Origin of the sequence: Stutzerimonas chloritidismutans (assembly GCF_020783375.1) — a bacterium.
Lineage (GTDB): Bacteria > Pseudomonadota > Gammaproteobacteria > Pseudomonadales > Pseudomonadaceae > Stutzerimonas > Stutzerimonas kunmingensis.
The window spans coordinates 1,026,215-1,038,379 of the sequence record NZ_CP086067.1 but is presented as its reverse complement, the minus strand read 5'-3'; the positions used below and the strand labels follow the sequence as shown (position 1 = coordinate 1,038,379).

At 60.0% G+C, this 12,165-nt stretch carries 10 protein-coding genes; 3 read left to right on the top strand and 7 right to left on the bottom strand.

From position 1 onward, the window contains the following. Positions 1-55 precede the first annotated feature (55 nt). The 4 genes from LLJ08_RS04750 to LLJ08_RS04735 all read right to left on the bottom strand — a co-directional run bounded on the left by LLJ08_RS04750 (position 56) and on the right by LLJ08_RS04735 (position 7,405). A complete protein-coding gene (locus tag LLJ08_RS04750) occupies positions 56-2,677 on the bottom strand; it encodes a LuxR C-terminal-related transcriptional regulator (protein ID WP_228208328.1) in 2,622 nt (873 codons plus the stop codon). A 251-nt stretch (positions 2,678-2,928) separates the two neighbouring features. Further along, on the bottom strand, positions 2,929-4,290 hold the full coding sequence (locus LLJ08_RS04745; RefSeq protein ID WP_228208327.1) for a DUF1329 domain-containing protein: 1,362 nt from the start codon (positions 4,288-4,290) through the stop codon (positions 2,929-2,931). Positions 4,291-4,392: 102 nt separating this feature from the next. Further along, entirely contained in the window at positions 4,393-6,267 is a 1,875-nt protein-coding gene (locus tag LLJ08_RS04740; protein WP_228208326.1) for a DUF1302 domain-containing protein, read from the bottom strand. A 580-nt stretch (positions 6,268-6,847) separates the two neighbouring features. Further along, positions 6,848-7,405, bottom strand: a complete 558-nt coding sequence (locus LLJ08_RS04735) for a hypoxanthine-guanine phosphoribosyltransferase (protein WP_041016218.1) — start codon at positions 7,403-7,405, stop codon at positions 6,848-6,850. 250 nt (positions 7,406-7,655) lie between these two features. Between LLJ08_RS04735 and upp the strand changes: the two genes are divergently transcribed. The 3 genes from upp to LLJ08_RS04720 all read left to right on the top strand — a co-directional run bounded on the left by upp (position 7,656) and on the right by LLJ08_RS04720 (position 9,950). After that, positions 7,656-8,294 carry a uracil phosphoribosyltransferase gene (gene upp / locus LLJ08_RS04730; RefSeq protein ID WP_003284783.1) on the top strand — a complete coding sequence of 213 codons (639 nt, stop codon included), beginning with the start codon at positions 7,656-7,658 and terminating at the stop codon, positions 8,292-8,294. A 2-nt stretch (positions 8,295-8,296) separates the two neighbouring features. Next, complete coding sequence (locus LLJ08_RS04725) at positions 8,297-9,556, top strand: uracil-xanthine permease family protein (protein ID WP_003284785.1); 1,260 nt, start codon at positions 8,297-8,299, stop codon at positions 9,554-9,556. A gap of 82 nt (positions 9,557-9,638) precedes the next feature. Then, positions 9,639-9,950 carry a YkgJ family cysteine cluster protein gene (locus tag LLJ08_RS04720; protein ID WP_003284787.1) on the top strand — a complete coding sequence of 104 codons (312 nt, stop codon included), beginning with the start codon at positions 9,639-9,641 and terminating at the stop codon, positions 9,948-9,950. Positions 9,951-10,007: 57 nt separating this feature from the next. On the opposite strand, the gene LLJ08_RS04715 is transcribed toward LLJ08_RS04720, so the two are convergent. The 3 genes from LLJ08_RS04715 to LLJ08_RS04705 all read right to left on the bottom strand — a co-directional run bounded on the left by LLJ08_RS04715 (position 10,008) and on the right by LLJ08_RS04705 (position 12,150). After that, on the bottom strand, positions 10,008-10,526 hold the full coding sequence (locus tag LLJ08_RS04715; protein ID WP_228208325.1) for an acyloxyacyl hydrolase: 519 nt from the start codon (positions 10,524-10,526) through the stop codon (positions 10,008-10,010). Between the two features lie 81 nt (positions 10,527-10,607). Then, a complete protein-coding gene (gene murI, locus LLJ08_RS04710; protein WP_228208324.1) occupies positions 10,608-11,402 on the bottom strand; it encodes a glutamate racemase in 795 nt (264 codons plus the stop codon). Continuing rightward, positions 11,395-12,150: a molybdopterin-synthase adenylyltransferase MoeB gene (locus LLJ08_RS04705; RefSeq protein WP_228208323.1), complete on the bottom strand. Its 756-nt coding sequence runs from the start codon at positions 12,148-12,150 to the stop codon at positions 11,395-11,397. The genes murI and LLJ08_RS04705 overlap by 8 nt, the downstream gene beginning before the upstream one ends. Positions 12,151-12,165: the final 15 nt, after the last annotated feature.

Below are 12,165 nucleotides of genomic sequence, written 5' to 3'. Positions count from 1 at the left end.
TGAACTTTGCTGTTTCAGGCGCGACGATTAATGATCCCTTGGTGACTGGTTGTTCTCAGAGCCAGGCCAGGGCTTTGGCCTTCGCTACCGCCTGGGTACGGCGCGCGACGCCCAGCTTCGTGTTGATCCTGCGCGCATGGGTCTTTACGGTATGTAGGGATATGAACAGCTGTTCGGCAATCTCCTGGTTCGAGCACCCCTGGGCAATCAGCCGCAACACCGTCAGTTCGCGGTTGCTGAGCACCGTTTCATCCGCTGCCGGGAGCGTCATTTCCGGCTCACGCTCGTAGCTCAGCAGCCGCTGCCGAAGCGATTCGCCCTTCGCTGCGGGTAGCACTCGCGCCAGCCATTGCGGCTGCCGATACTGTAGTTCGTACAAGGGCTTGACCAGATGCTGACGCGCTGCCTCGCTGAGCGCCAGACGCAGCTCCAGCTCCGCCTCGGCGACCTGGCCATCGGCCTGTAACGCTTCCGCCAGACTGAAACGACACTCGCATGCGAGCCCCAGACGCTGGGCAAGCAGGTTCTGCTCGATCTGCTCACGCAAGGCTGTGATCGCTCGTGCTGGCTGTCCCTCGAGCACATCGATGACCGCCAGATAGCGCCGCACCCGAGGCAACAGCTCGTAGAATCCGGACGGCGACAGGTAACCCCGTCCTTCATACAGTTCCAGTACCTGATACAGCGCAACACGCGCCTTGCGCAGCTCGCCCTGATGCAGCCAGGCCACTCCGTTTATCAGCGGCAGGATGCCGCGGAATCTCGCCTCAGGTACATGTCGCCACTGAGACAGGCGCTCGGCGTCCCGCAGCCAGTGATAGGCGCAGGCAAACTCGTGACTGCGCGCGGCAAGCTCGGCAAGCCCGACATAACCGAAGAAACAGTAGGAATCACCGCAGGTTTCGGTCTCCGCCTTACCGAGCTGATATGCCTCCTGCGCCGGCTCGTCGAGCCCCTGGTAAGCCAGCAGATGCCCCTGCAGCAGTTGCAACCTGCCGATGAGAGGGCTGCGCCGGACGGAGTCACGCAACGCCTGGAGTGTCTCGTTGAGCACGCCGACCGCACGCTCGAACTCACCGGTGAGCTCAAGCAACTGGATTCGATCGACGCTGAGCATCACTTCGTAGAGCACGCTACCTTTCAGCCGTGCGAGCTTCATGCCTTCGCTGTTGTATTGCTGGGCAAGGTCGAGCTCACCTTCGGCCATCGCTTGCTGCGTAAGCACCTGATAACAAAGCACGCGCTGCGCCCAGGCGTGATCGGACAGTACCTCTAGCGCCTGCAAGCAGTTCTGGCGTGCCTCGGGCTCACCGCGCAGGCGGGCCAGAAACCCCCGAAGGGCCTGCCACTGAGCCAATAACTGGGCTTGCCGGCGCGCATCGGGTTGGGGGAAGAACTTGGCCAGCTCGGCCAGACAGTCATCCACTTCATCAAGTCGCGCCGAAATGATCAGCGCCCAGCCCTGCAAGACGATCAGGCGCGTGGTGCTGGCGAACAGGTCCTGTGGCAGCTCGCTTCGCCATTTCAGAAAGCGCGATACGTTATCGCCGATCAGCAGCTGTTCCTGTCCGTAACGCTGCAGGTAGTTGGCAGCGACCTCAGGCTGGCCGGCCCATAATGCATGCTCTACCGCCTCGCGCATCTCGCCGCGACTGGCGAACCACTGACAGGCACGCAGATGGGCCTGGGTCGGAGCGGTCGTTTCTGCGGAGCGCTGCAGCATCAGCGCCAGCGGCTTCCACAGGCGAAACCACTCACCACAATTGTCGATCTGCCGAATGAAGAGCTGGAGCGTCTTGAGGATATCGAGGATTTCGCGACCAACACCGTCGAGCACATGGTCGCAGAGCTCTGCCGAGAAACGCGGCATACGCGCCAGCGCCAGCATGGCCCGCCGCACTTCATCGCTCAGTCCAGCCATGACCTCACGCTGGACGTAATCACGCAGCAATGGCGTCCCGGCAACCAGACGCTCACGCAACGCCTGCTCATCGGCGTGGAGCAACATCAGACAGACTCCAGCCGGCCACCCCTCCATCACACGATGCAATTGCTGAAAAGTCTCGGGCGAGAGCGTCAGACGATGGACGTTCAGGAGTTGCTCGAGCTCTTCGGCGGTGAACGCCAGCGCTTCCGCCTCCAGCTCCAGAAGGTGCCCTTGCAGCAGGAGCCGTGGAAGCTTCCACGCCGGCTGGCGGCGACTGGATACCCACCAACTGACTTGTGCCGGCCCCATGTCCAACAACATATCAATGCAAGCATCGAGCTCCGGGCTGTAATCACGCGGGTAGTCGTCGAGCATGATCCACAGCGGCTGCCGGACTTGTCGCAGCAGCGCCAGCATGTCGTTCTCGGAACGATCATCCTTGCCCGTCCGCTCCCCCAACGCATCGCTCAACTGGCCGTACAGCGCCTGAACCGTACATGCCCGCCCGCCGAGATCCAGCCACACCAGGCGTGTGCCCGGAGGCACCAAGCGCGCGCACTCGCTCATCAGCACGGTCTTGCCAAACCCGGCTGGGGCGCAGATCAGGCGCAGACGGCAATCGGTATCGAGCAGCGCACGAACCAGCCTGGGCCGGTCGATATGCAGCGGCGGCAGCCGAGGAATGGATGCGAGTTGCTCTACGGCACCTGCCTCTGCACTGAGCGCATCAGGAATGAAGCGTACGGACATGGCAAAGGTTCTCTTGTTCGAATCAGTCCATTGAAACACAGCGCGGTCTGTGCCAGGCATCGCGCTCGGTCGTTACCACGGGCAGCCGAAACGCCAGCCTTGTCGTTGCACACGTCGCATATTGGGCTCGGTGTTCCAGCGATGCGATCATCCTGACCTCGGGCACCGAATGGAAATTATCATCCACTGGTTCGCAGCAAAAAAAAAGGCGGCCACTTGGCCGCCTTATTCACAGGTTAAATGTCAGTCGATCAGCGCACCCCTGCGTTACGCAGGGCAGCCGGCGTGAAGTCCCGAGCGGAGGCACGATAGCCGTACTCGTGTGGCTTCTCCTCGTTGCTCATGCCGATCGCGATGTAACGGCCGGAGATGATGTCGTAGAGCGCCTCGAACGCGTAAGCCGGCACTTTGTGCTGGTAGTACTGCAGCGAGTGGGCCTCGCCTACACGCCAAAGCTGACCACGACCGTCGTACAGCTCCGACTGGACGATGGTCCAGCTATCCTCGTCGACGAAGAAACGGCGCTTGGCGTAGATGTTGCGCTCGCCGCTCTTGAGCGTGGCTTCAATCTCCCAGACGCGGTGTAGCTCGTAACGCGCCAGATCCTGATTGACGTGGCCAGCCTTGATGACGTCGTCGTACTTCAGTTCGCTGGAGGCGATTTCATAGCTATTGTACGGGATGTACAGCTCTTTCTTGCCGATCAACTTCCAGTCGTAGCGATCAGGTGCGCCGCTGAACATATCGAAGTTATCCGTGGTGCGCATACCGTCCGAAGCGGTACCCGGCCCGTCGTATGCAACTTGCGGCGCGCGGCGTACCCGACGCTGGCCAGCGTTGTAGATCCAGGCCTGACGGGGCTCTTTGACCTGATCCAGCGAATCGTGCACCAGCAGGACGTTCCCTGCCAGGCGAGACGGCGCAGTCACCCGCTGTTTGAAGAAAAGCAGGGCGTTCTTGGCGCGCTCGGGATCCAGATCAGTCATACCCAGCGGGAACGCCACTTCGTCCTCGAAGTGGACCATGGTGTAGCTACCGTTGGTTTGCGGGGTAGCCTGGACGATATTGCGACGGACATTGCCACCGCGATAACGAGTGATGTGATTCCACACCACTTCCAGACCATTCTTCGGAATCGGGAACGCGTAATAACGGCTGTCGGTGAAGTTGGCGATACCGTTGCCGCCCTCGACGAGCTCGGTATTCACCGCACTCTTCTTCGCTGCCTCGTAGATCTCATCCGGCACGGCGACCGAGCGGTGAGTAGGGAACACGCGAATCTTGTAGGTTTCCGGATAGCGCTTGAACATGGCCATCTGACCTGCGGTCAGCTTGTCCTTGTACTCTTCGGCGTTCTGCGCGGTGATGACGAACTTGGGTTGCTCGTCCTTGAAAGGATTGGTCAGATGCCCATTCTTGAGGGGGGCCGCGTCGGTCTTGAGACCACCGGTCCACTCAGGGATGCTGCCGTCGGCGTTACCGGCTTTTTCTGCGCCCAGCGGCGTCAGTGATGAACCGAGCTTGGCGGCTTCTTCTGGGGAAACGGCAGCCATCACACTGCTCGCGAGCAGAGAGAAGGCCAAGACACTGAATAGCTTTCTTGTTGTTTTCATACGATTCCAGTTCCTCTTGATCTTGTTATACGGCCGGAGGCCATGCCTACCGCTATCGTCCGGCCGGCGCTTCCTCGCCGGCCGGACGTCAGGCTGATCTCCTTAGAAGTTCACGCCCACGCTGAACGCGAGGAAGTCGCGATCAACCAACGTGTTGTAATCGCCGCCGAAGAAGTCGGTGTAGGACAGGCTGGCGGTGTACATGTTCTGGTATACGGCATCCACACCGACGCTGACTGCCTTGGAGCCTTCGTTGAACAGACCGTTGGGGCCGTAGCCGTCAACGTCATGGGAGAAGGAGATATTCGGCGTCAGGTTTACCCCGGCGAAGACGTTGTTGTAGTCGGCCAAAGCACGCAGGCGGTAACCCCAGGAGTTGGCAGTCACGAAGCCGTCATCGCCGTAGTCGGCCAGTGCCAATGGATCATCAACCGATCCATAAATAGCGTCACGGCCATAGCGCAGCTCGCTGGTACTTTCTAGACCACCGACATGGGCATAGCCGATCTCGCCCACCACAGTGACCCGCCCAGCGCCCAGCACCTGATCGAAGAAGTGGGTAAAGGTCGTTTGAATCTGAGTAACTTCTTTGCGGTTGTAGCCGCGATTATCCGCACCGAAAGTACTGTCAACAGGAGAAATTCCTGGGGCAATAGGATTCAGCAATGCCCGACTAACGTCTTGTGTGTTGATCTGAATAGGGAGATTGGGACGATAGCTCAGCTCGCCCGACCAAGCTGTCCCTGTAGGCAATGTTGTAGAAAAACTCAAACCATAAAGGCGGATATCCTCAGGATACTCCAGGTAGTACTGGCCGTTCCCCAGCATCACACTCTGCGCAAGCCCGGAGAGGGTCTGCGAATATGCGGGATTGGCGTAGCAACCTGGCGCCCCGCCGAAAGCTGCGCCGCAAACTGCTCCCAGTATGCCGCTGGTGGGTCCTGCCAAGGGGTTGCCGTTCCCTAGCGCGGCACCGGTCGCTAGCCCTGCTGACTGCGTACTGAGAAGTGGCGTACGGCTGTGATAATTCATGAAATAGGCACCATATTCGGTGCTATCCCCTAGCCAACGCAAAGCCAGGCCGAACTGACCAGAATCACGGGCGTCGCGATCCCCCCCGCGCGGCAAGACCACTCCTTCAGGTGTTACGTCAAATCCTTGCCCAAACGCAGCAGCAACTGGCTGAAGCGGAGTAATCGCCGGACTTGCGACGTGATAATTGTTGTCACAACCGTCCTGTGCCACGTCTACAGCAAAGAACGTACCGCAGTTATCAGCAACACTTTGATCCCATTCAAGCTGATAGAACGCCTCCATACTCAAGCGATCGCTCAGGCTCTGAGAGATGTAAAACATGTTCACCGGAATCAAGCCTTCCTTGATCTCCGCACCAGGACGGCGGAATGCAGCAGCATCCAGTGGGTTGATCGAATTGATGCTGTTACCGATGAAAGTACTTTCACCCCAGCTGACCACCTGCCGCCCGACACGGACGGTTCCCGGAAGATCACCAACCGAATAGTTGTGATAGAGAAAAGCATCCAGTATTTGGGCGCCCGAAGACTGAGCTGCTTCCTTGCGGTTGCTGTCGCTGATGTCCTTGAACAACCGGCTCTCGTCTTTCAGTTCGAAGTCATACCAATATTTGCCACGAAAGAAAGCGCCGCTATCCCGATAGCGGAGTTCAAGATCGTGAACGCCTTTGAAAATCTTCGAAAAGGTTTCGCCCTTTTTAAAGTTGAGCCGCCCGTCATCCCCAGTCTGCGTGTAGCCAGTCCCGCCATTATTGATGCCGACCAGATCCATATCCCTGTCCGTCGTGGACCAGCTGGCACCAATCGACATGGACGAGTCGAACTGGCCTTCGATTTCTCCGATATTGAAATTGACAGCGTAAGCCGGTGCGGCAGTGCCCAGCGCGACGGCGAGAGCTAGAGACTTCGGCTGGAAGATTCCTTGCCTTGTTGTTTTTGTCATGAGGCGCTCCTGGTTGGTTCGAAGTGCGTCAACCCTACCCAGACACCGGAGTAGGGTTAAGCGCACTAAGGTTTGATTTAGCTTGTAATCCTTTAGTGTTAATAGCCTTTCCAGCAGTGGCTTTCAGCGTGATTGCGCGGAGCCATGCCCTTTAAGGTCCAAATCAGCTTAGCCGTGAATGCCAGGGCCGCAAAGCCCGATCCAGAGCCTTTCAGCTTGCAAGATAGAAGAATTGTCGGTCAGTTATCCTAAAGTTCAATTCATGAGCGCGATGACGCACACGAAACCCGCCGAATGAGTCGGACGACAAAGGCGCAGGCCGTCATTCAACCGACCAAAGGAAATGGCCAACACACGCGAAAAACGGAAAGGAGGGCGTTACCGCAACGATGAGGTGGGGCGAAAGGAAACAGACGGGCCGGCGTGTACGTTTGGTTCGCTGGAGTTGCCGCGTCGGTCAGCAGCGGAGGGCCGCCCGAACGCTGCTCGGCGCCATTGCGTCACAGCTGCGAAGCGCACCCCGCCACTGGTGCGCACGCATGCCTTTCTAAGCGGGACGCGCTCGCCCGAAATTGGCTTCCTATAGCCCTTTCACCGCATAGATTCCCGGTGCGTTGCGCCAGTAACCCTTGTAATCCATGCCGTACCCAAAGATGTAGCGATCAATACAGCTGAGGCCAACGTAATCGGCTTTGAGATCCGGACGCGCCTTACGCTGATGATCCTTGTCGATCAGCACCGCTGTATGCACCGCGGCGGCGCCCGCGTGGCGACAAAAATCAATGATCGCACCCAGGGTGTGTCCTTCATCCAGGATGTCATCGATGATCAGCACGTCGCGATCGATGAAGGAGATTTCCGGTTTGGCTTTCCAGAAGAGCTCGCCACCGCTGGTTTCATTGCGATAACGGGTGGCATGCAGGTAGGACAGTTCGAGCGGGAAGTTCAGCTTAGGGACGAGCTTGCCGGAAAAGATCAGACCGCCATTCATGACGCAGAAGACCACAGGATTGCGGTCGGCCAGCTCGCCGTTGATCGTTTCGGCGACCTGGCTGATTGCCGCTTCTACCTGCTCTTCGGTGTACAGGCAGTCAGCCTCGGCCATGACTTGGCGGATATGTGCGAGATCGACGGACATGATGCGATTCCCCTCAGAAAGATGAGTGTTAGAGCGCCAATTGAGCCTGGCAACTCGCGCGGTTGAATCGCCGTATCCTGAACAGCGAAAAACCTGACCGAACAGCCCACTTTCAGCCGTCCGCGAAAGGGCGTGGAAGATACCCACCCCCGCGGGCTGCAGCAAGTCTGCCGGTCGAATGACGCGCGAATAGCCGCTGACTCGACGATGCTTTAATCTAAGCCGGTTTATTTGCCCGCCGGAGCCCACAATGCCCATTCGAGAGATCCGCCATCCGCTGATCCGCCACAAGCTCGGCCTGATGCGCCGCGCCGACATCAGCACCAAAAACTTCCGTGAACTGGCTCAGGAAGTGGGCTCGATCCTCACTTATGAAGCAACTTCTGATCTGCCGCTGGAACACTACAGCATCGACGGCTGGTGCGGCCCGGTGCAGGTCGAGAAGATATCCGGCAAGAAGATCACCGTCGTACCCATCCTGCGTGCGGGCATCGGCATGCTCGATGGCGTGCTCAGCCTGATCCCGGGCGCCAAGGTCAGTGCGGTAGGCATCGCCCGTAACGAGGAAACGCTGCAGGCGCAGACCTATCTGGAAAAACTGGTTCCGGAAATCGAACAGCGCCTGGCCATCATCATCGACCCCATGCTCGCCACCGGCGGCTCGATGGTCGCCACCATCGACATGCTGAAGAAGGCCGGTTGCAAGGAAATCCGTGCTTTGGTGCTGGTCGCCGCCCCGGAAGGCATCGCCGCTGTGGAAAAAGCACACCCGGACGTGCTGATTTTCACGGCATCCATCGATGAGCGTCTCGACGAACACGGCTACATCGTCCCGGGCCTGGGTGACGCTGGCGACAAGATCTTCGGCACCAAGCAGAAGGACATCTGAGCATGTCGCATACCGACGAGCCGCTTGGCCGGCAGGTACTGGCCGGCGCACAGATGCTGTTCGTGGCCTTCGGCGCCCTGGTGCTGATGCCGCTGATCACCGGCATGGACCCCAACGTAGCGCTGTTTACCGCCGGCCTTGGCACCCTGCTGTTCCAGCTGATCACGCGGCGTCAGGTACCGGTATTCCTGGCCTCCAGCTTCGCCTTTATCGCACCGATCATTGCGGCTAAGGGTGAGTTCGGCCTGCCGGCGGTCATGGGTGGCGTGGTCGCTGCCGGACTTGTCTACATGCTGCTCGGCTTCGCGGTGCGCCTGAAGGGCCCCGGCTTCATCGATCGCCTGCTGCCGCCGGTGGTCATCGCCCCAGTGATCATTTCGATCGGTCTGGCGCTGTCACCGGTGGCGGTGAACATGGCCATGGGCAAGGCCGGCGATGGCAGCGCCCAGTTGATCCCCTACCAGACGGCGATGCTGATCTCGATGCCGGCACTTGTCACGACCCTGCTCGTGGCGGTGCTGGGCAAGGGCTTGTTTCGCCTGGTACCGATTCTCGCCGGCGTTGCGGTCGGCTACGGGCTGTCGTTTGCTTTCGGTGTGGTGGATACCAGCGGTATCGCGGCCGCACCCTGGCTAGCGATGCCGAACTTCGTCGCACCGGAGTTCAATATCGGCGCCATCCTGTTCATGGTACCGGTCGCCCTGGCACCGGCAATCGAGCATATCGGCGGCGTGGTGGCCATTGGCAGCGTGACAGGCAATAACTATGTCAAGAAGCCAGGCTTGCACCGCACGCTACTGGGTGATGGCGTGGCCACCTCGGCAGCCGGCCTTTTCGGCGGCCCGCCGAATACCACCTATGCCGAAGTGACCGGCGCGGTGATGCTGACCAAGAACTACAACCCGAAGATCATGACCTGGGCGGCGGTATTCGCCATCGCCCTGGCCTTTATCGGCAAATTCGGCGCCGGCTTGCTGAGCATTCCGGTTCCGGTGATGGGTGGCATTCTCTGTCTGCTGTTCGGCTCGATTGCCGTGGTGGGTCTGAGCACGTTGATTCGTCATCAGGTCGACCTGTCCGAGGCACGCAACCTCATCATCGTTTCGGTGACGCTGGTGTTCGGCATCGGCGGCATGGCGTTCGGTTACGGTGAATTCACCCTGTCCGGCATCTCGCTGTGCGCGATCATCGCCCTGCTGCTCAACCTCCTGCTTCCCGGCGGGGATGGTTGGCGCAACAAGCAGCTGAACGAAGAGCTGTAAAAGCGTGACACCGGCTTTGCTGGTGCCACCACTCGGCGCCCTGAGTGGGCGCCTGGTCGAGCGTATCGACTAGACTGGCGCGATGAACGATTCGACCATTCCCCACCAACAACTCGAAGACACCAGCGTGAGCTGCGCCACCTGCGCGGCCTGCTGCTGTCGACTCGAAGTGTTGCTGTTCAGCGATACCGGCGTTCCGCAGCGCTATATCGACACCGACAGCTGGGGCGGCGAAGTCATGCTGCGCCTGGAGGATGGCTGGTGCGCGGCGCTTGATCGGGACAGCATGCGCTGCACGATCTACGAAAACCGGCCATTGATCTGCAGGGAGTTCGAACTGGGGTCAGAGGATTGCCACGAAGAGCGCAAGGGCAGCGCCACGGCATATGGCTGAACGCTATGGGCAGTGCAGGGCTGGCGAACCGCCCTGCAGCACCTCGGGACGGCCTGCTTAGAAGGCCATCCGGTAATGCACGGCGTAGCTTTCGACACCATCGTTCGGCTTCTTGATGCCGGCGTTGGAATAGTGAATTGCGCGCACGCCCAGTTCGTGGCCACCGGCGAAACGCAGGCCCGCACCGATCCGATCCTCGAACTGGAAAGACGAACCCAGACCGTTGCCCTCGACCTCGGTGTTCTCGAATGCCGCGACACCGATGCCTGCCTCGACATAAGGTTTCACCGATTCACCAGCGAACTCGTAGACGAAGACCGGGGCCAGCGAGATGCTGTGATTGCTCGACGATTCGTCTCCCTCCCAGTAGGTATAACCAGCATCCCAGTAGCCGGTCAGTCGGCCCACACTGGTCTGGAACCAGCTGGTGCCGAAATCGAATTGCGCACCCAGGCGATAGGTCATGGTCGACTCGTCCGTCTGGCCGACCGCAACGGTAAAGTCTACGGCGTGGGCAGCCGCCATCGAACCTACAGAGAGTGCCGCCACTGCAGCCAGGGAGAACAGTTTTTTCATGAGAACTTCCTTATCAAACACTGCATTTGTTTGGTTTTTTGGTGCCAGCATATTTGAGAAACCCCGCTGCGCTTGGAGTTCCTAGCGGGGAAAAAACTCGACTTTCGCGTTTTCGCCCCAAAGTATAGGCAACACGCTGGCCATTCGCCGCGGATCGCCGCCGCAATAGAAACGCTCGGAGGCCTCCCCGCTGGCGAGCAGATGGCGCTCCGCCAGCAGATCGCGCAAGTGTCGCGCGACGGCTGCTCCGGTATCAATCAGGCGGACGTTTCCAGGCAGTAGCTCGCTGAGCAGCGGCCTTATAAAGGGGTAATGCGTGCAACCCAGAATCAGCGTGTCGCAGCCTTGTGCCAACAGCGGCTCGACCCACCCCATCAGCATGGCGCGCGTTTCGGCACTGTTCAGATCGCCTGCCTCGATGCGCTCGACCAAGCCGGGGCACGGCTGAGTGATCACCCGTACATCTGCGGCAAAGCGATCAAGCAACGCGGCAAAGCGTGCGCTCTTCAGCGTTCCGGTGGTCGCCAGCACACCGACGACGCCACTCCGCGTGGCCTGGGCGGCAGGCTTGACGGCAGGCTCCATGGCGATGATCGGCAGCTGCGGATACAGCTCGCGCAACTCGGTGACGCCAGCGGCGGTAGCTGTATTGCAGGCCACCACCAGCGCCTTCGCGCCCTTCTCGACAAAAAAGTCCGCAATGACACGGCAGCGCTCACGGATGTAGTCCGGGCTCTTTTCGCCATAGGGGACATGGGCGCTGTCGGCCAGATAGAGCAGCGACTCGTGCGGCAGGCACCGGCGAATTTCGCGCAGCACCGAGAGCCCGCCTACGCCGGAATCGAAGACGCCGACCGGTGCTGCGCAGTCAGCCATAGCTTACGCCACACACCGCACAATGTGGATCGCGCTTGACCCGCAACTCACGGAAGCGACTGGACAGCGCATCGATCAGTAGCAGTCGACCAATCAGCGGCTCGCCGAAACCAACCAGCAGCTTGAGCGCTTCCAACGCCTGCAGGCTGCCAACCATACCCACCAGCGGCCCCACTACACCGGCTTCGCTGCAGGTCAGCTCGGCTTCGCTACCGTGCCCATAGAGGCAGTGGTAGCAGGGGCTCGTTTCGACTCGCGGATCGAACACCGAAAGCTGCCCCTCAAGACGGATCGCCGCGCCGCTGACCAGCGGCTTTTTCGCTTTCACGCATGCGGCGTTCACCGCTTCGCGAATGCCGAAGTTGTCCGTGCAATCGAGCACCAGATCGACCCGCTCCACTGCCGCATCCAGGGAGTCGGCGTCCAGCCCGCTGCGGTACGGCACCAGCTGTACATGGGGGTTCAGCGCACCCAGCCGGGCCATGGCCGAGTCGACCTTGTGCAGGCCAAGCGAGGGGGTGTCGTGAGCGATCTGCCGCTGCAGATTGGTCAGATCCAGCGCATCGAAGTCGGCCAGGTGCAGCTCACCGACACCCGCGGCCGCCAGATAGAGCGCTACCGGCGAGCCCAACCCGCCAAGCCCGACGATCAATACGCGACTCTGCTTGAGGCGCAACTGGCCGTCGATATCGACCTGCTTGAGCAGGATCTGCCGGCTGTAGCGCAGCAGCTCTTCGTCACTCAGCATCCAAGCACCTCACAA